This is a genomic window from Brevibacillus sp. WF146 (assembly GCF_001673705.2).
Lineage (GTDB): Bacteria > Bacillota > Bacilli > Brevibacillales > Brevibacillaceae > Brevibacillus > Brevibacillus thermoruber.
The window spans coordinates 636712-656595 of record NZ_CP109943.1 but is presented as its reverse complement, the minus strand read 5'-3'; the positions used below and the strand labels follow the sequence as shown (position 1 = coordinate 656595).

Here is a 19884-nt window from a genome sequence, read left to right as displayed (position 1 = left end):
AACGTGAACATGGTCCAACTGAAGCAAGCCATCTCCATCAGCCTGACCAAACAGGTGCAGTCCACCGCCCAGGCGCTGGCTTCCACGATGCTGGAGGACTTCGCCAAAACCCAGCAAAACATCCAGCAGGCCGCACAGGCTCCGCATCCGACACTGGGGAAAGTGCTTGACGTGCGGGTGTAACCCGGGACAGAACGGGCAGGCTGTCGACGTTGACAGCCTGCTTGGTTTTTTGTGGCATGCGAGATGTGCCCGTTTGGCAGTTCGGATCGTCTCTTCCCCGTCCTTCCTCCCCTATCACCATCGAATCCCGATCTGACCCTTTACCATGAACCCCATTTTCGTCATATCCGAGAGTTTTTCCCGTCATTATCTATTCAGAAAAGCATCAGGATTATCTGCTATGCAAATGGAACAGCATGTCTCTTCTTTTGGAATGCACAGAAAAGGCCGCTATTAAAAAACCAGCAGCCTTTTCCATCCACCGTTCGCGTTAGTCTTTCCCTCAAGGGTTATATATCGAAAGACTGAAGTGATAAACGTCACGATCACTTACATTCTCTATTTTTCTGGCCGACGATGGTTGTGCAGCGTCGTATATGCCCTCGTAGAATTCAATATTTACAATGTCGTAGTAATGTGTTGCAAGCGGCAGAGAGTAAACGTGCTCCCCAATCGCTGCCGGCAAGATCATCTGAAAGGCGAAGCGCCCGTTGGCGTCTGTGATGAATTCCATCTGTTTGACGGCTGCCGAATTGAGATGGCCAAGGAAACGGAAGGTCATTTTTTCATTGGGCAGCGGATTTCCGCTGTGATCGGCAACAGTGCCTTCAAACGTAACCGGGACAAAATCATCCACACGCCACTTGTTTCCGTACCCATAGTTGATCGGGCCTCCCCCGCTTGGAGTGATGACATTGGTTATTTGAACGCTGCCTACATCTGCAGGCGTGTCCACGCGGTCATTTGGATCCGGCGTGCTGCGATACGTAAACGCGGATTTCAACGTGTAGGATTGCCCATCCGGGTTGACAACCGTGATATCAACCGTACCCTCTGTATTGGCCACAGGAGCTTTTACTTTCAAGTAACCGTCCGTATAGTAAGCCAGAATGCTTGCCTGGGTGTCCCCAAAGAATACCTTGACATCCGGCTTAAGATTTGCCCCCAGCAAGTATACCTCTTTTTCCTCCGCCAACAATCCACTGGATGGTGTCACACTTGTCAACTGCGGGGAAGGATCGGCCAAATAGGTATAGGCAGCGGCTAATGTTGCTTCTTTTCCGTCTGGGTTTACCACTTTTACATCAACCGTTCCCGGGGCATCTGCCGGGGGCGCTTCCACCTTCACTCGGCCTGTCCCGTAATAGGTGATGATCTTGGCTTCCTTGCTGCCCATGTACACTTTTAAACCTTGGGCGAAGTCTTTTCCGTCAATGTAGATCGCTTCGCCTCCTTGCAGTTTCCCGCTGGTCGGATTAATCTTTGTAATGCCCGGAATCAGCTCCGGCGGCGCCTGATACGTGTAGGCGTTGGCCAGCACCGCTTCTTTTCCGTCCGGGTTTACCACTTTTACGTCGACCGTTCCCGGGACATCTCCCGGGGGTGCTTGTACTTTCACTCGGGTCGCCCCGTAATAGGTGAGGAGCTTGGCTTCCTTGTCGCCCATGTACACTTTTAAGCCCTGGGCGAAGTCTTTTCCGTCAATATAGATTGCTTCGCCCCCTTCCAGTTTTCCGCTGGTCGGATTAATCTTTGTAATGCCCGGAATTAGCTCCGGCGGCGCCTGATACGTGTAGGCGTTGGCCAGCACCGCTTCTTTTCCGTCCGGGTTCACCACTTTTACGTCGACAGTTCCCGGGGCATCTCCCGGGGGTGCTTGCACTTTCACTCGGCCCGTCCCGTAATAGGTGAGGAGCTTGGCTTCCTTGCCGCCCATGTACACTTTTAAGCCATGGGCGAAGTCTTTTCCGTCAATGTAGATCGCTTCGCCTCCTTGCAGTTTCCCGCTGGTCGGATTAATCTTTGTAATGCCCGGAATCAGCTCCGGCGGCGCCTGATACGTGTAGGCGTTAGCCAGCACCGCTTCTTTTCCGTCCGGGTTTACCACTTTTACGTCGACCGTTCCCGGGACATCTCCCGGGGGTGCTTGTACTTTCACTCGGGTCGCCCCGTAATAGGTGAGGAGCTTGGCTTCCTTGCTGCCCATATACACTTTTAAGCCTTGAACGAAGTCTTTTCCGTCAATGTAGATCGCTTCGCCTCCTTCCAGCTTCCCGCTCGTCGGGGTAAGTTTAGTAATCGAAGGTGCCTCTGCTGCGTGTACTTGAAAGGATCCTACACCCGACAAAAGAAAAAACAAAATTAGAACAAGGAATACCGAGATGTTTTTTGATAGTGATCCATACTCTTGCTTCATTTTTTACACTCCTTTTCCAGAATGGTGATATATATAATTATCGGAACCATTATTAATTTTTGTTACTTTCGTACCATCCCTTCAATTTTTTTCTACATTTGTGTTTTTGACCGGGAGTTCGAACTGTAAGTCCCATCCTTATTTTCACGAAGTCGGTAACTGTTTCCTCAGATGCTGACATGATGAGAGTGAGGCAAAAGCTGTTCCATATCGTGTAGCTGTACATCTGTGATGGGAACCCAAAAACTACTACTTCTAAACAAAAGAAGGACCAAAGTCCTTTATAAGCAGGAACTTTGGTCCAACCTTTCATGACCCACAAATTATTTGTATTCAAATGGCATCGTATTGCTTTCTCTACCGTCCGGATTAACGACTTTAATATTGACTATTCCGGGCCCAGCTGCAGGAGGTGACTTGACGGTAAACCGTTTCGAATGATAATAATAGTCAATTTTCCCTTCTACATCGCCGAAATAGACTTTCATTCCTGGATCAAAATCGGTTCCGTCAATATATACAATCGTTCCACCCGCAACCGGTCCACTAGTCGGATAGATCTTGGTAATTTTCGGAGGTTGCGGCTCCGGTGGTTTATCATACGTAAAGGTTGTCGTTGCACTTTGTCCATCCGGTGTAGTTACTACTACGTCAACGGGACCGTATACCGAGCTGCTCGGCGTAATAAATCGAAAACGGGTGCTGTTGTAGTACGTAGCAATATTCACTGGTTTCCCGTTAACAGTCAGGGTCATGTTTGGATGGAAGTTTTTCCCGTCAATATAAACTTCCGTGCCGCCAGCCATCGGACCATTCGCGGGATAAATCTTGGTAATCGCAGGAACTGGCACCTGATACGTATACCCATTCGGGTACGTATACGTTTGCCCATCGGGGTTGGTAAGCGTAATGTCAACAGGACCTACATAACCGTTGGAGGGCGGAGCTTTGACGCTCACCCTGGAACTGTTGTAGTAGTACTCAAGAGAAACAGGAGTGTCTCCAAATTTGACTACTGCTCCCTTTTTGAAGTTGACACCGTCGATATATACCAATTCACCGCCTGTGGTTAGACCTGCATTAGGCGAAATATTGGTGATTTCTACGGGTTCCGGCTTGGGAGCAATATACGTATATGCTCCAGGAAGAACGCCTTCTTGTGAATCTGGATTCACAATTTTTACGTCTACCGGCCCGTCTATTGGCGAAGCTGGCGCTTTTACCAAGACCCGAAGCTTGGAATAGTATTGGGTGACAGGTGCTTCAACATTGCCGAAGTACACCTTCAGACCGCTGGCAAACTCTTTACCGTCGATGTAAACGTCAGTTCCTCCGGCAATTGGACCACTGGTCGGATAGATTTTCGTAATGCTTGGCGGTGCAGGAGGAGGTGGAGCAATATAGGTGTACCCATCCTCTTTTACTGCTTCCAATCCGCTGGGATTTACGACTTTCACTTCTACGGGACCTGCGACTGCAGATGCCGGAGCTTTTACCAAAATGCGCGTTTTGGAATAATACTGGGTAACAGGCGCTTCGATCCCGCCAAAGTATACTTGTAATCCACTGGCAAACTCCTTGCCATCAATATAAACATCGGTCCCTCCCGCCATCGGACCACTGGCCGGATTTATTTGTGTAATGCTTGGTGGTGCAGGAGGCGGAGGCGCAATATACGTATATCCTTCCGGCTTGACCGTCTCGTCCCCATTCGGATTCACAATCTTAACGTCCACCGGTCCAGCCACATTGGAAGAAGGAGCCTTTACCAATACACGAGTCTTCGAGTAGTGTTGGAGAATGGCTGCTTCCTGTCCTCCAAAGTACACCTTTAACCCGTTTTCAAAATTTTTCCCATCGATGTATACGTCGGTTCCCCCCGCTTGCGGACCACTTGCGGGGTTAATATTTGTAATGGTTGGCGGTTCAGGAGGAAGTTGTTCCAAATACGTGTAACCAAGCGGAAGAACGGCCTCTTGATTATCCGGATTTACCACTTTGACATCTACTTCGCCGGGAGCAGCCGCCGCCGGGACGTCAATGTTAATTTGTGAACTAGACAGATACGTTACAGTTGCAGCAGTAGTCCCAAAGAAAACTTTGGCGTTTGGCTGAAAATTCTTGCCTGAAATTACTGCCTTGTTTCCTCCCGCGAGCAATCCGCTGTTGGGCGTAATCGAAAGGATTTCTGGTTTGGGCAAAACCGGTGCCGGTTTATAGGTATAGGCATCTTTTAACGTTGCCGATTTGCCGTCAGGATTTACAGCTTTTACATCGACCACACCGGCTGCATCTCCCGCCGGAGCAATGACAGCAACTCGATTGGCAGCATAGTAGGTGAATAGAGTCGCTTCTTTCTCACCGAAATAGACTTTGACTGCAGGATCAAATTTCTTTCCTTCTACAAAAACCAACTCGCCGCCTTTAAGTTCGCCGGTAGTTGGCGAAATATACGAAATGGAAATTTCCTCAACCGGCGGAGCGTTATAGGTATATCCCCCGGGTACCGTTACAGTCGTTCCGTCCGGATTCGTTAGAACAACATCTACAGCTCCCGGTGCATCCCCTTCCGGTACGGTAACCCTGAAATAGGTCGAGGAGGTAAAGACCGTGACAGGTGCCGGTTTCCCCCCAATTGTCACTGTAATGCCATTCATGAAGTACTTGCCATTAAAATAAATGGTATTCCCGCCAGCCAACGGACCATTGTTGGGGTCAATAGAAGTGACAATCGGGTCCGCTTTGTAACTGTATGCAATGGTGCCATATTGACCATCCGGATTCGTGACTTTAACCAGTACACTGCCTTGCTTGCCCGGAGGTGTTACGGCTGTGATCTCATTGGCACTAACGACTTTTACGTTCGACGCGTTGAAATCACCAAATTTAACCGTCGCGTTCGGTCTGAATTTGTCACCCTTTATGACAACGGTTTCTCCACCATTTGGATGCCCGTAGCTTTGTTCAATAGAGGTTACGATCGGAGCCGGATAGGTTACCTGGAGATTGACATTGGGAATTGGTTTGCTGCGGTTTGCTCCAGCATAGTCTTTGTAGGTAATAATGGCATTTGCCGTCTTCGTGACGGGCAAAAAACCTGTCTTGTTCGGATCCTTTGGCCGAATTTTGTAGGTAAACGTCAGTGTATCGTTTTTCAACTCAGCAAACTTCCAAACCAAAGTGTTACCCGATACTTCCGGTTTCGGTATGTTATTTTCGTAAGACCCAGGTACAATTTCAAAATCAGAACCAACAACATCGGTTACGGTCACATCATAGGCGGAAGCCAGTCCAATTTCTTTTACGATAGCAGCATAAATTTCTTCCAACCCTTGAGAACCCAATACAAAATGATGATGGGCGGCCGTCGTCGCCATTTCTTTCAGCAGCAGGTTCGGACCACTTGTATCCGGATTATCTGTAGATTTCAACAATGCGATTGTATAGAAAACAATCCCGGCCTCTTTGGCCACCTGAGCTCGTTCTTTTGCATACTGGTATGCATTTCCTTGAGGCTCGGTGGCATCCCCGTCCGTCATAATTACGATAACCGGTTGAGCCTCCGGTCTATGATTCTCGAGTAGAGCAATCGCCTTGTCAATTGCATCACCGGTTGCTGTACCACCGTTTGCAGTGATTTTGTCAATATAATTCTTGGCTGCTGTTGCATCTGTTGTTAGTGGAAATGATCCGATCATTGACGTTGAACTAAAGTCAACAATTCCCACACGGTGTTTGGAAAAATCCATCAGGTCAATAAACCCTTTTGCCGCTTCTTTTGCAGCGGTAATCTTATCCTCACCGTTATTGTATTCGGGTCTCATACTTCCTGATTTGTCAATGATCAAAATAACATCGTTCGGCTGTACCACGTTTACTGGTGGCGTACCTTGGATGCTGAGAGATACTTCCGCTTCTTGTTCTGTGGAGATGGAAGTCGGATTTACGCTCTTGCTGACCGACATGTAGTCATTGACGGCTGCATGTAGGGGCTTGAGCGGGGTTCCGACAAGAACAAGAAGCAGTGCCAACATAAGAGTCACACTCTTCTTAATAATCCCCATATTTTCCCTCCTATTCTGAATATATGAAAAAACAACAGCTAGGAAGCCATTGCTTTTCCCACAGAAAGACTCGCTTTCATCGCTATTTTCATTTTTCGATATCCCATTAGTAATATCGGAGGTTTGGACAAAAATATTTACTCTCTTTACAATCCTCTCATCAAAAAAATATCAGCCAGATTTTGTACTGGCTGACCTCATAATCATTTTTTTACATCAAAGAATGCGCCGTAAGCTGTAGCTCCGTATGTGTAGTTATACTTATCAAAGGCGGACTTGTGCTGCTGAAGTTCACTTAATTTCTGTTGAACCGTTTCTTTCTGCTCCATAATCAAACTGCGTATGGTTTGATCAAGGCTATGTGCTTCCTGCAAGAACTGGCGCGATTTCATGCTTAATTGGCTGCCCTGGGAAATGGCTTCGTCAATGCGCGCCATTAACATCTGTCGTTGCTCCAAAAGTTGTCCCACGTGGCAACAGATTCTTCCTGGCACACGTCCGCATGGAACTCTCGTGTCACCTGGAGGATCTGGCTTGCCAGCATCTCTACTTGGTCGGGCATCATGATCACATCCTACCCTTGACGTTTGGCCAGGATCATTGCTTCCTTCCATGTATCCCGAAATTGCAGAAAAAATTCTTCTACTTCTTCGATTCCAGTGATGTCCTTTTTCACGTTGGCCTCAATCAGCCGCCGCAGCATATAATCGTACATCTTGCGGAACTGTTCGGAAATCGGATAGGCATCGTTCAAGGTATCCATTAACTCATATAAAATATTCTGTACCCGTATACAACTGTTGTTGGCTGTCTCAAAATCATTTGATTGCAGTGCCGACTTCGCTTGCTTTAAAAATCTGAGTGCGCCATTATACAGCATCAGCGTCAACTCAGCCGGAGTTGCTGTTGTTACTTGATTCGTTTGATAGGTCTGTGCAGCATTATGTAACATCGGCATCCCCCTCTTACTGTTGACCGCCTAACAAGTTCGTAAACCATGTGCTTTGTGATTGCATTTTGGCCAAAGCACTTTCCATGGCAGAAAAATTCTTCCAATACCGATCCTCAATCATTTTTAAACGTTCTTCCCATAGATTTATGTCCCTGTTAATATTGTCGAGACTGCGTCCAATGACACTGTCGTCAATCGGATTTGTGGAATTTCCCGCTTTGTCTGTCAGCAATTTGACAGTCTTGTCAATCTCGTCATACAATCGTTGAGCCAATCCGGTTTCATTATAATTTTTCGTGCTGCTGTATTGGGTAAACAGGTTGATTACTTTATCTCCATTTTCGCTGATTGCCTGCCGCAATTTTGTCTCGTCAATGTACAATTTTCCTTTTTCCAGGTACGCATATTTGCCATAGGGGGAACCGGTAATACCAATCTCACTTAAGGTGTCAAAAGCTGAGTCTGCCCCCTCCAGTTTGTTGGACAAAGCAAAACGCATCGCATCAAGACCACTCGACAGGATTGAGTCACGTTGAAGAATACCACTTTTTGCCATATTTTCCAACTTCTCAGCCGTTTTTTCGGGAAGTTCCTGCTTCTCTTCGTCCAGAAGCGGCTCGTATCCTTTGTATTTTTTCTCGGAGATCTTGTTGTTTATCTTTTCAATGACCTCATTGTACTTGTCGACAAAACTTTTGATTATATTAAATACAGCATCTTCATCTGTACGAACATCAATGATGATAGGATCAGTCGTTACCTGCTTGAGGTTGATTTCCATACCGTCATACGTAAAGGTATTGCTTGTAATACTATGTGTCACTCCGTTAATTTCCACACTTCCCGGAGTTCCGGGCTGACCGGCTGATGAATTTGTCGTGGTTCCATTTGTACCCATTCCAAGTACGGTGCCGTCTCCGGATGAAACTGTAATATCGAATGTACTTCCGTCACTCGAAGTAAATACCAGTTTATTGTTCAAAAAGGATGCCTTAACCCCTGTTCCAGTCTGATTCACTTTGGCAATTATACTGTCGATGGTATCCGTGGACGAAACCGTAATCGATGCGGAAGAACCTTTGCTGGTATTGATGGAGAAAGAAAAGTCGCTTCCAATTTGTGTTTTGGAATCGGTAATGGACGAGTCTACAGACAATGCTGCGCTTGGCGGAATAGCAGGCTGTGCCAACTGAGTAACTTTAATGGTGTAACTGCTCAGAGAAGGGGTTCCCTTCGTTGTGACAGATACTGCTGCATCATTGTTCGAAACAGCCTTCTTTTTATTGAGATTGCTTGCAAAGCGAAGACTGTCCAGCGACTTCTGAAAGTCGAAGAGAAGTGCATTCATTTCTCGATAACTGTCGCGTTTCCATTCTTCAAGCTGCTTTTTACGTTTCAGTCTGTTGACCGGCTCCCGCTCAGCTTTCATCAGGTCTTTGATGATCTTATCTGTATCAAGTCCTGATGCAATCCCTCCAAGGCGAATAGGACTCACCATGAATAAAACCTCCTATCGTTTCTCATCAATTAACAGACCAATCATTTCGTGCATCTTTGCAACCATATCAAGAATTTTTTTCGACGGTACCTCACGAATGACTTCATTCGTTTGGTCATCAACGATTTGAACATAGTATTCGTTCAGTTTCTCATGGAAGGTAAATTTCAAGTGGGTACTAGTTGTTTGGATAAATTTGTTAAGGCTGTCGATTCCTTTTAAAATCTGTTCCTTGGATACAGCATTCGGCTGTTCGGCTGCAGATGGAGTTCCCACATTCACAGAAATAGGAAAATCTGCACTCCTTTGAATAGGTTTACTGATCTGAGCCTTGGAACTGATCTCCATCACTATTCCCCCTAAACATCCCTATACTGTATGTATCGGCACCTTACCAGTAAAGATTGAGATTCATTTAGGGTACTCTCCTGAATTACATCAGTAATTTCAGGCGGGTCATGGCTGGCTGATAATTGAGTTTTGCTGCCTCTTGATAGTAATGTTTGGCCTTATCCGTCATCCCGAAAATGTCATAAACGACAGCCAAATTATAGGCAGCCAAATAACTTCCCACTCCCACAACACTGTCACTGCGCTCAGATTCTCCCAGTTCAAGACAGGCCAGAAAAGCCTGTTCTACCCAATCGAGCATCTCAAGCCTTCCCTTGATGTCTTTTTGAACATATTCCAAGAAAAACAAGCCTGCCACAAAGTGAAAGTCAGGGAATTTTTCAAGGTGTTCTCTTTCTCTCATGATAATATCCATGCCATCTTCCAGATTCCCATTCGCGATCGTGTTGTACAAGTAATCAACAACCAGCGTGGGATAAAACCCTTCCTCTCGGGTCAACTTCTGATAGGCCTGCGAAAAATACCGATCTGCAGCTTGGTAATTTTTTTTATTTTTGTAGTTAATGGCGATGTGGTACAAAAGATACGGATCAAAGGGCCTCTCTTCCAACTCTTTCAATAAGAGGGGCAGGTTTCGATCCGTTTTGTCTGTTTGATAATATCCGTCATGATGTACCTCAATCCCCGTTCGTACGTGGGGTAACTCTGATACAATCTGTTCATGGATTCTTCCCTGATAAAATACACCTCTTGGGAACAGGCGAGATGCCCACTGCCGCAAATAACGGACTTCAGAGTCATGCACGTATTTACTCACAATCATAATTCGTCCGATTGCCTTTTGCGTGTTGATAAAGTTGTGTATCATCATACGGGAGGTGTTCACCATGTATTCGTCCGCATCCAGGACTAGAATCCAATCACCGCTAGCTTGCCGCAGGGCGTAGTTACGCGCATCTGCGAAACTATCCGTCCAGGCGTAATCAAATACTTTGGCTCCGCATTGCAGCGCAATCTCCTTTGTCTGGTCGGTTGACCCCGTATCGACCACGATCATTTCATCGACCAAGTCTTTCACGCTGTCCAAACATCGTTTTATGTACTTCTCTTCATTCTTAACAATCATCGTGAGACTAAGGGTACCCATCGATCATCAACCTCCGACGCAAATTTGGTACAGTTAGTGATTGATCACGTTAACGGATATAGATCGAAGGTAAGACGATTCGGGGAAATAATTCATCGCTTTGGGGATGACGTTCATCAGCCCGTCCTGATCCTGCATTTTCACATAGAGTTGAATTTGCCGTTCATAAACGCAATACTCGCGGGGATTTGCAGATTCGGCCTCTTGCAAAAGCTGGAGCGCCAGTTCCCAATTCTGTTGGCGCATGGCACAATCGGCCATTTTGATCAGAATGGCGCATAGCGTCTGGGCATCGACTTCCCCATGTTGTTCCAGATAGTATTGATACAATTCAAAAGCGAATCCAAATGCCCCCTGTCGATAACAAATATCAGCCGTTTCCAACAAAACGCTCTGTTCTACAATAAGGTCAGCATATCCAAGTAACTCCTCCCATTTATTCAGCCTGATGAATATGTCCACCAATAAAACCAGGTCGTCTTTTTGGATGGATGCAGACTCTTTCAGCAGGAGAGCCTGTAACGTTTGCGGCAAGGAAGGAAAAAGGTCACGCAATGCCCCTTCACTCCCTGCAGCCAGTGCTGCCGCAATAGCATGAACCGCATCGTGGGTCGCGCCTTCTTTCTTGTACCGTTCACGGTAGAGAGCCAACGCATCCGAATAATGACCTAGTAAAAGGTGCAGCTTGGCAATGTGGGAGGATAGTTGTTCTCTCTGTTCACCCTTGACCAAATTCATGTAATAATCGGCGAGAGCCCCATTGTTGGCTTCAAGGGAGACATTTACAAGCAGCAGCACATCTTTTACATTGCCGTAATCATATATCCTCGACAGGAAAGAAGAAATATTCTCCGGACTTTCATGCATAGAAAAAACGCGCACCAATTCAAGCAGCGCCCGATAGTTGTATTTGTCCAGGCGAAGAGCTTGGACAAGACATTCAACGCATCCCGGCAAATCGTTAACGGCATAAAGAAGTTGACCCATCACCGTCAATACCTTGGTGCTGGTAAAGTAGGCACTGGATTGTGATGTGACCGTGTCCGTCAATCGCTGCATACCGGATGCAAACGCTTCTACAGCATCATGGAATCGGTTCTGCCTCCGATAGACATCTCCCAGGAAAAAATAAAAGTCAGGAAAATTCGGATAGGCATGAATCGCTTCCTGAATGAGTTTCAATCGTTCTTCGATCGGATAATCCAATGCGATCATGCAGTTGATCATATTGACGTAATTTCTTTCATAAAGGCCAAATAACGTTGCATTTTTAAACTGCAGCACTTTATGGGCAAATTGCAATGCTTCCTCATATTTTTGATCAATCAAGTACGACTCCGCTATATAAAAGGCCACATCGCTGCTTCCCGGATTTTGATTCCATTCTTTATACAGCAGGGCAAGATTTCGCTTGCTTTTTTCTTTTTCCGCTACAGTAGAACGAGAATACCCGCTATGATAAACGACAACACGGTCAGTCGCAAACAATACGTTCAAAGGGGCTTTATCACTTACCACTCGCTCATGGATAGCACCTACATAGTGGATATCCGGATCATTGCGAAAAAGGCGTACTTGAGGAGAGGCACTGATAGGCTGGTTGTTGGACAAATCGTAATTGGTTAACATAACGGCAATCAAGTCGTATTGTTCACGTTGTGCTTGTTTTATGACCTGATGGAGTTGGGGGGCACTCTCCGCTGCAAGCTGTTCGTCTGCGTCCAGAAAGATGATCCAATCGCCAGTTGCCTTGGAAAGTGCAAAATTCCGGGCAGCAGAAAAATCATCAATCCATTCAAAATGATAGACAGACGCACCACATTGTCGGGCAATGTCAACCGTCCGGTCTGTCGAGCCGGTATCGACGACGATTATTTCAGATGCAATGTTTTTTACACTCTCGAGGCATGTGGAAAGGCATTTTTCTTCGTTTTTCGCAATGACACAAGCTGACAGCTTCATATTCCCGTTCCTTTCGTCAATTAGGAAAAAAGAGAGCAAGAATTCTTGCTCTCTTTTTTTGATTCTATTAACGCAGCAGTTGCAGAACGCCTTGCGGCAGTTGGTTGGCTTGCGCAAGCATAGCTTGAGCTGCTTGAGTAAGAATGTTGTTCTTCGTGAACGCCATTTGTTCTTTTGCCATATCCAGGTCGCGGATACGGGATTCAGCAGCTTGCAGGTTTTCCGCAGTGATGTTCAGGTTGTTAATGGTGTTTTCCAGACGGTTTTGGTTAGCACCCAGATAAGAACGAGCCGCGCTCACTTTGTTAATCTGATCTTCAATATCTTGAAGTTTGCCGTTTGCTTGAGTTTGGTCAGCAAAGTTGTATCCTTGGATAGCTGTTACAACGGAAGAAATGTTAAAATTCGCTGCAGTCAGGGTCAGTGATTGAGCAGATTCGATACCGATTTGCAGGGTGATGTCTTTGGAACCATCGAGAAGCGTGATTCCGTTGAACTTGGTGTTGGTCTTGATGTTATCCACTTCTTTTGCCAGTTCAGCGATTTCCTCGTTGATACGAGCCAAATCGTTTGTTTGGTCGTAGGTACCATTGGAAGCTTGAACAGTCAGCTCTTTAATGCGCACCAGCATGTTGTTTACAGTTTGCAGCGCGCCTTCCGCAGTTTGAACCAGGGAGATACCGTCTTGCGCGTTGCGCGCAGCTTGCTCCATACCGCGGATTTGGGAGCGCATGCGCTCGGAGATGGAAAGACCGGCAGCGTCGTCAGCGGCGCGGTTGATGCGGTAGCCGGAAGACAGCTTTTCAACGTTCTTCGCCAGATTGCCAGTGTTGATGCCCAGTTGACGATGGGTGTTCATTGCAGACAGGTTGTGGTTGATAATCATCTGCTATTCCTCCTTGATTGTGACAGTCACATCCATGTGACTCTAAATAGACGGGATTTGAAGCAATCGCGCGCTTGCTCATTTCCCCTACACTAGTGTTATCGGCCAGCTTAGCCAAAAGATTTAGAGGTTTTTTCAAAAAATGTTTTACCTCATTCTTCATACATTTTGAACTTAGCGGTTTGTTGATTTTAGCCGATAAAGTACATATGGATGAAGAAGGAGGCCTGCACCATGAAGGATCACAAAAAAGTAACCCTTGTCCCCCAATACTTGCAAAAGTTTTCATGCATCGGCTCCGAGTGTGAGGACACCTGCTGTGTTGGGTGGCGAGTGGATATCGACAAGCGAACCTATCTGAAATACAAGCAGGTAAAAAACGCCTCTTTGAAAAAATTACTGAATGAAAACATCAAAAGAACACGAAAAAATGCTACCGAAAAAAACTATGCCCACATTAAACTCGACAACAACCACTCCTGCCCAATGTTAACCAAAGACAACCTTTGTCACATTCAATTAGAGCTTGGGGAAGAATACTTATCAAACGTTTGTAGTTCCTATCCTCGTGTTGCCAATATTGTAAACGGCACGATTGAAAAGTCCGCGACCTTGTCGTGTCCCGAAGCGGCGCGGCTGGCCCTGTTGAACCCCAATAAAATGGAGTTCGACGAAATAGTGGAGGAAGCAGACAAGAAAATGGCCTTACATGGAGTTCTACAAGTCGGAAATGAGGCTTATAACCTTTCCACCTATTTCTGGAATTTGCGTATCTTTTCGATCAGCCTCATCCAGCAGCGAAGCTACTGTTTGGCTGACCGCCTTATTTTATTGGGCATTTTCTTGACGGATGTCGACCGCCTTGTCGAAAAACAGCAGCACACTGCCATTCCAACTCTGGTCTCCAATTATCATACATTGATCGAACAAGGGAGTCTCCTCGATAGCCTTAACCAAATTCCGATTGAACCCGCCCTTCAGATCAAATTGCTGAAAAAAATCATTGATATACGATTGCTTTTAGGCTTAGACCACAAAAGGTACTTGCAATGTCATTCCGACTTTCTTTCCGGCATTGGTTTTTCTGATGATGCCACGTTGGAGGAAATTGCCAATCGTTATCAATCTGCTTATCACAATTATTACAAGCCTTTCATGGACCAACACGAATACATTCTTGAAAACTATCTTGTCAATTATATCTTTAAAAATCTGTTCCCGCTTGGTTCCAATGAAAGGTGCATGGAGGATTACGTGAAACTCATTCTTCATTACGGTATTATTAAAATGCATTTAATTGGAATGGCCGGTCACTATCGAGATTCCTTCAATGAATCTCACGTCATCACCTGCATCCAATCGATTGCCAGGGTCGTAGAGCATAATAACGGATATCTAAACTATTGTTTGGAACTTCTGAAGACGTTAGACGTGAAATCCCTGGCCGGAATGGCGATTTTCATAAAAAATTGAACGAAAAAAGGAGAGGCTTTCCCCATGTGAAAAGCCTCTCCTTCTTTATTTATCCGTTTTCTCAAGCAATCTTACCATTGCTGACAAATCATGTTTTATGTGTGAGGCTTCCTTGTTCTCCTCCTGAATAGCGGTATAGATTTCCTTCCTGTGAACGTCTATGTCCCGCGGCGCTTTTATTCCAATTCTGACGACATCACCGTCAACTGACACGACCGTAACCTCAATACTGTCACCAATCATAATGGATTCATTCTTCCTCCGTGATAGTACCAACATGAGTTATCTACCTCCCGGAGGATTTTCTTTCCTGGATAGAGGAGCTCGCACCTCATAGTCCTCATCCAGAATAATTTGCTTGGCCATTCGATTATCCAGATTAACGACAATCGGAGCCTTGAGATTGACGGTAATTCCGTTATCACGAGGAGTAACAATGGTAAAGATGGTTACGGAAGATTGGTCTGTAATATGCAGCGCTTGTTTGATCGGATCTTTTAATACAAATTCATAGTTGTCGAAAAACAGAAAGGGATCAATGATCCAAAATCCAACCTTTTCATCTTCCATAGACAAGAGTTGAAGAAAAGGAATTTCGGAGTCTTCCTGGACGATGTGAAAAAATTGCAGGTGCGGAAAACCCGGCACCCCTTCTTCAAAGTATACTTTTCCAATCTCCATCTTCCGGCCTGTTGTCATATGCCTTTCTCCTTTTCACATCAACCGATCAACCTGCAGGCCGACGACTTCAATCTGCAGCCGATTGTACTGCTGCATGTACACCTGCGCTTTTCCCGGCGTGTATTTTAACACGGGTGGTCGAATTTGGGTATGGTTCTCAAAACCTTGTTTTTGGATGCGTATCTCCACAACTCCGTGACGAAACCCAATGTCGACTCCTTCGTCGGGATAGAGCGGTGCCGGCAAGGGGGTGGGGGTAATTCCGATCTTGTCAGCCGCCTGCTCGGGGATGGGATCCTGCGGGTATTCGATCGCCCGCAGTTGGTCCCCCTCCTGACTGATGCGGGCGATCGCCTCCAGCCACTGTTGCTTGCCGAAAGCGGCGTTGTCGTCGCTGAACTGCATCGGCGTTCGCAGCCCGAGGCTGTATCGGGCGCGGCTGGAATCGATCGTGATTTCGCCGGGGTCCTGTCTGATCTGCAGGATGGCCGGCCTTTGTCGAAGCTGGAGATCAGCATGCGGCTGTTGAATCTCCTGCACGGGTTTTTGAACGGAGATACCGATCCGCGCCATCGTGCTCTCCATTCGCAAGGATGCAATGGGCATATGCGTCTACCCCTCAGCCTTATCGCAGGAAGTCAACCAACGACGGCTGGATGATCCTCGCCCCGGCAGAAAGCGCGGCCCGGTGAACATTCTCCTGTGTCTTCAGCTGCGTGATCACTTCGGCTATGTCCGCATCCTCGTTTTTGGACATCAACCCGGTAATGGAGACCTCGCTTTTGGACAGCCTGTCTTCCACCAGTTCCAAACGGTTGACCCGTGCCCCCAGCGCGGCCCGTTCGGTCAATACGAAATCGGCCTGCTGTTTCAATTGGTCACTGTATGCCGTTGCGGCGTTCCCGTTGTTCAACTCATTGACAATGTTGTCCAGCAGGGTAAAAATATTGTTCCCGGCCGGATTGTTAAACACGTTTTGCGCGTTGATGTTGATCGGCACATACGTATTCTCGCTGATTTCCAGTTTGATCAGCGAGCTGTTTTTGTTGGTAAACTGGCCCGATGCGGTATCGTAAGGCGGTTTGGTGGAATCGGTCCCCGCAAAAATGTACCGCCCGTTCACCGTCTGGTTGGCCACATTGCCCAGATGGTTTTTCAGTTCGGTGATTTCCATGGCCATCATTTTCAGGTCGTCTTTGGACAAGGTACCGTTGCCGGAGGCCACTATCAATTCCTGAACGCGCTTGTACACGTTCCCCACTTCATCCAGTGCCTGGTCCGTGGCATCCAGCCAATTGAGCGCTTCCGTAGTATTTTTGGTAAACTGGTCGTTTTCAATCAGCGAAGAGCGGTAAAACATTCCCCTCGTCACGATCACCGGGTCATCGGAAGGCTTGGAGACCTTTTTCCCCGACGACAATTGTTCCTGCAGTTTATCCATGTTGCCCATCGAATTGTACAGATTGCGCAGCATGTTGCGGTTAAGCATGTTTTGCGTTACGCGAACGGCCATGTGTTACCCTCCCAAACGACTTTACAGACCGACTCGGCCCATGCCGTTAATAATCCTGTCCAAGATTTCGTCAACGGCTGTGATGGAACGCGCTGCGGCATTGTAGGCGTGTTGGTACTTGACCAGATTGGCCATCTCTTCGTCAATGGAGACGCCTGACACCGATTCGCGTTGTGCCGCCACCATGTTGACAATGGTTTCCGAATTTTTCTGATTGCGGATGGCTTCCTGCCCTTTTACGCCCAGTTCGCCAATGGTGTACCGGTAATAATCGTCCAGTGTTGTCGCTTCTTTGAAATCAGTGGGACCGGTTCCTGCGGGGATTATCTTGAATTTGATCTGAGCGATGGCAAGCGCGTTTTCGTTATTTCCAGCAACTACGCTGCCGTCCGGCTCCGGTCTGGCTGCGGCGATGGCATCCAGACTGGCCAAAATGGCCGGGTTGATCGCGATGTTGGCAGCTCCGGTCGGGTCCGCAGTGCCGCCCTTTATCTTGTCAACAAAGAACGGGATTTGGGACGAACCTCCACCGCCGTTAATGTCGCTGATGCTGTACCCCAGCTTGTGCACATTGTTGATTTCCTTGGTCAGATTGATGGCAAGGAGGTCAAGACGCTCCATCGTGCCGGGAATCAGCACATCCCGCGCTTCCATAATGGCGGTGATTCCGCCTGCCGTCGGTTTGATGCTGGCCCCTCCAATGGTAAAATCATTCAGACCCGTCTGCGCATTTTTCACCGCTGCCACCGGAACCGAGGTAAACCCGTTTACCAAGTCCCGACCGTCCACCTGAATGTCCACCATGCCGTTTTGCACATAGCTTACTTTCACCGGCACCAGCTTGGACAGCTTGTCAATCAACACATCCCGTTGGTCATACAAGTCGTTTGGCACATACCCGTGCGGCACGACGTCGTTGATCATCTTGTTTACGGCCGCGATTTGCTGTGCCAGCGAATTGACCTCAAGCGCTTTGACGCCAACGACGTGATCCATGTCCTGCTGGACTTCCTGAAGCTGTTTGTACAGATTGGCAAATGTTTCGGCAACCGCAATGGAACGCTCCCGCACGACAGCACGGGTAGACGGATTGATCGGGTCTTTGGACAGTTCCTGCCACGCCTGCCACATTTGGTCCATGACCTTTTGCAGGCCCGTCTCGGAGGGTTCCTGCAAAATCGCCTCAATTTTGGTAAGGGCATCGACTTTCTCGTCCCAATAGCCCAGGTTCTTGTTTTCGTTTCGATACTGGAGATCCAGAAAATCTTCGCGCAGGCGCTGGATATCCGTCACCATTACCCCTGTCCCCAACAAGCCGGCTTCTCTGCTCATATTCAGGCCGACATACGGAATTCCAGGAGTCGCGACCATATTGACGCGCTGCCGGGTGTACCCTTCCGTATTGGCATTGGCAATGTTATGGCTAGTGGTGTTCAATGCGGATTGCTGGGCAAACAGGCCACGTTTTCCCACTTCCAACCCGTGAAATGTCGAACGCATGATAGCACCTCTTTTACGCTTTGGTATTGAAAAAACTGCGATGGCTTCCGCGGAACGCCTCCGCCGCCGGATTTCCGTAGATATAGTCATCCTCAGGCGCATCCGTGATCAGGTTGAGCGTCATGTTGACAAAAGAAAGGGACTGTTCCAACAACTGCTGATTGAGCTCGTTGGCATCCCGCAGTTCAGAGACAATCCGCATCAGTTCGTCGCGGTACGTGGTCAGACGCATCTTCTCTTCCGCGCTGGTCGTCAGCTTGATCAGGTCGGAAATCGTGCCGTTGTCCCGGGTGAAACCCAGGGAAGCGAACAAGTGGGCCACCACGGCCTGGCGGGCCTCCTCGGCGCTGCCGACGGCCTTGATCAGTTTCTGTTCCTGCTTGGTGATGGCCACCAGTTCGTCCACGTTCCCCTTGATCAGCACGTCCTTTTTTTGTACGGCGAGCGTATACAGCGCCTTGTGCAGTTGGATCAAGTTGTCGAGCAGCTCGTAGAGTTCATGCCACTTCGTCATGAGGCCACCTCAGCTTTCCTCTCGAGGTTGTCGCGCTGCATCCCTTACAGCTTGCGCCAGAAGGACAGGATCTTGTCGGCGATCTTGTCGCTGGGAACGCGGTACGTCCCTTCCTCCACCTGCTTTTTCAAGCGCTGTATCTTTTCCCGGCGCGCGGGAGAGTCGGGGTCCTCCACCTGCTTCAGCATCTCCAGGGCTTCCGCCGAAATGTTCACTTCGTCCTTGCCCATGGACACCTTTCGCTCTTTGCCGACTGGCGTCTGACCCGTTTTGCTGTAGGCGTTTATCATTCCCGTGCGGTTCGGTTCCTGTATGCGCATCTGAAAAACCATCCTCTCAATCCAAACAGACATAAAAGACTGGGGAGCAGGATCGCTCCATATCCTCATCTGAACAACAAAACCGATGATACTTCTTAGTAGTATCATCGGCAAAATGTCGGCGATCGATTAGTTTTTTCCGCGAAAACTATTCGTCACGATTCGGCTTTCTTCGATAGGTAGCCTCCGCCAAGCGGATCCTCTTTTCTTCTTCCAGGCGCCGCTCAACGTCAAGATCCTGCACGATGTCCCGCTGCAGATGCTTGGTGCAGTCGTCACAATACTGTCCGCTGCGAATCAAGGACCCGCATCTCTCGCACGGATATCCCATGTTGGGGTTGTTGGCGATGGAGATTCGTCTCTCTCTGATGAATCGGGTAATCTGTTTAACGGAAACCCCGGTTGCTTCACTGAGCTGATAGATCGTCGCCCCCCGGTTTTCCCGCTTCCGCAGATAGGAGGCGCACCGTTCATACTCTTTTTCGATCGTCTGATGACATGTGGGGCAAATATCGCGAACGACCTGCACAAACAGGGCACCACAGCGCGAGCAGTTAGACAGTTTGCCCAGCGACATAAGCACAACTCCTTTTATCTCCCCGTT

Annotated in this window: 19 protein-coding genes; 2 read left to right on the top strand and 17 right to left on the bottom strand. The window is 47.7% G+C overall.

Annotated elements, in window-relative coordinates; genetic code table 11:
- The first annotated feature begins 3 nt into the window (after positions 1–3).
- The gene (locus A6764_RS03245; protein WP_065067371.1) at positions 4–183 is read left to right on the top strand and encodes a hypothetical protein; all 180 of its coding nucleotides are present in this window, start codon (positions 4–6) and stop codon (positions 181–183) included.
- Between the two features lie 322 nt (positions 184–505).
- On the opposite strand, the gene A6764_RS03240 is transcribed toward A6764_RS03245, so the two are convergent.
- The 9 genes from A6764_RS03240 to A6764_RS03200 all read right to left on the bottom strand — a co-directional run bounded on the left by A6764_RS03240 (position 506) and on the right by A6764_RS03200 (position 13279).
- On the bottom strand, positions 506–2419 hold the full coding sequence (locus A6764_RS03240; protein WP_264622393.1) for an IPT/TIG domain-containing protein: 1914 nt from the start codon (positions 2417–2419) through the stop codon (positions 506–508).
- 323 nt (positions 2420–2742) lie between these two features.
- Positions 2743–6483 carry an IPT/TIG domain-containing protein gene (locus A6764_RS03235; RefSeq protein WP_083989834.1) on the bottom strand — a complete coding sequence of 1247 codons (3741 nt, stop codon included), beginning with the start codon at positions 6481–6483 and terminating at the stop codon, positions 2743–2745.
- A gap of 203 nt (positions 6484–6686) precedes the next feature.
- A complete protein-coding gene (locus tag A6764_RS03230; protein WP_264622392.1) occupies positions 6687–6953 on the bottom strand; it encodes a flagellar protein FliT in 267 nt (88 codons plus the stop codon).
- 104 nt (positions 6954–7057) lie between these two features.
- Positions 7058–7435 (bottom strand): flagellar export chaperone FliS, encoded by a 378-nt coding sequence (fliS, locus tag A6764_RS03225; protein WP_065067374.1) that lies wholly within the window; start codon positions 7433–7435, stop codon positions 7058–7060.
- A 13-nt stretch (positions 7436–7448) separates the two neighbouring features.
- The gene (locus A6764_RS03220; protein ID WP_083989835.1) at positions 7449–8933 is read right to left on the bottom strand and encodes a flagellar hook-associated protein 2; all 1485 of its coding nucleotides are present in this window, start codon (positions 8931–8933) and stop codon (positions 7449–7451) included.
- Between the two features lie 12 nt (positions 8934–8945).
- On the bottom strand, positions 8946–9281 hold the full coding sequence (flaG, locus tag A6764_RS03215) for a flagellar protein FlaG (RefSeq protein ID WP_065067375.1): 336 nt from the start codon (positions 9279–9281) through the stop codon (positions 8946–8948).
- Between the two features lie 85 nt (positions 9282–9366).
- Positions 9367–10431, bottom strand: a complete 1065-nt coding sequence (locus A6764_RS03210) for a glycosyltransferase family 2 protein (RefSeq protein ID WP_176703305.1) — start codon at positions 10429–10431, stop codon at positions 9367–9369.
- Positions 10432–10464: 33 nt separating this feature from the next.
- A complete protein-coding gene (locus A6764_RS03205) occupies positions 10465–12393 on the bottom strand; it encodes a glycosyltransferase family 2 protein (RefSeq protein ID WP_141669703.1) in 1929 nt (642 codons plus the stop codon).
- Positions 12394–12460: 67 nt separating this feature from the next.
- Positions 12461–13279, bottom strand: coding sequence for a flagellin N-terminal helical domain-containing protein (locus A6764_RS03200; protein WP_065067377.1), 819 nt, complete (start codon positions 13277–13279; stop codon positions 12461–12463).
- A 234-nt stretch (positions 13280–13513) separates the two neighbouring features.
- Between A6764_RS03200 and fliB the strand changes: the two genes are divergently transcribed.
- The gene (gene fliB, locus A6764_RS03195) at positions 13514–14752 is read left to right on the top strand and encodes a flagellin lysine-N-methylase (protein WP_065067378.1); all 1239 of its coding nucleotides are present in this window, start codon (positions 13514–13516) and stop codon (positions 14750–14752) included.
- 45 nt (positions 14753–14797) lie between these two features.
- Here fliB and csrA read toward each other — a convergent pair whose 3' ends face one another.
- From csrA to A6764_RS03155, 8 genes are all read right to left on the bottom strand, one after another.
- Positions 14798–15031 carry a carbon storage regulator CsrA gene (gene csrA, locus A6764_RS03190; protein WP_065067379.1) on the bottom strand — a complete coding sequence of 78 codons (234 nt, stop codon included), beginning with the start codon at positions 15029–15031 and terminating at the stop codon, positions 14798–14800.
- Between the two features lie 3 nt (positions 15032–15034).
- Complete coding sequence (locus tag A6764_RS03185; RefSeq protein ID WP_065067380.1) at positions 15035–15451, bottom strand: flagellar assembly protein FliW; 417 nt, start codon at positions 15449–15451, stop codon at positions 15035–15037.
- A gap of 15 nt (positions 15452–15466) precedes the next feature.
- The gene (locus tag A6764_RS03180; RefSeq protein WP_044898882.1) at positions 15467–16039 is read right to left on the bottom strand and encodes a DUF6470 family protein; all 573 of its coding nucleotides are present in this window, start codon (positions 16037–16039) and stop codon (positions 15467–15469) included.
- 19 nt (positions 16040–16058) lie between these two features.
- Complete coding sequence (gene flgL, locus A6764_RS03175; protein ID WP_065067381.1) at positions 16059–16946, bottom strand: flagellar hook-associated protein FlgL; 888 nt, start codon at positions 16944–16946, stop codon at positions 16059–16061.
- 21 nt (positions 16947–16967) lie between these two features.
- Positions 16968–18446 (bottom strand): flagellar hook-associated protein FlgK, encoded by a 1479-nt coding sequence (flgK, locus tag A6764_RS03170; RefSeq protein WP_065067382.1) that lies wholly within the window; start codon positions 18444–18446, stop codon positions 16968–16970.
- A 13-nt stretch (positions 18447–18459) separates the two neighbouring features.
- Positions 18460–18960, bottom strand: coding sequence for a flagellar protein FlgN (locus tag A6764_RS03165; RefSeq protein ID WP_044898885.1), 501 nt, complete (start codon positions 18958–18960; stop codon positions 18460–18462).
- Between the two features lie 44 nt (positions 18961–19004).
- A complete protein-coding gene (gene flgM, locus A6764_RS03160; protein WP_035295905.1) occupies positions 19005–19280 on the bottom strand; it encodes a flagellar biosynthesis anti-sigma factor FlgM in 276 nt (91 codons plus the stop codon).
- A 148-nt stretch (positions 19281–19428) separates the two neighbouring features.
- On the bottom strand, positions 19429–19857 hold the full coding sequence (locus A6764_RS03155; RefSeq protein WP_029100301.1) for a TIGR03826 family flagellar region protein: 429 nt from the start codon (positions 19855–19857) through the stop codon (positions 19429–19431).
- Between the last annotated feature and the right edge of the window lie 27 nt (positions 19858–19884).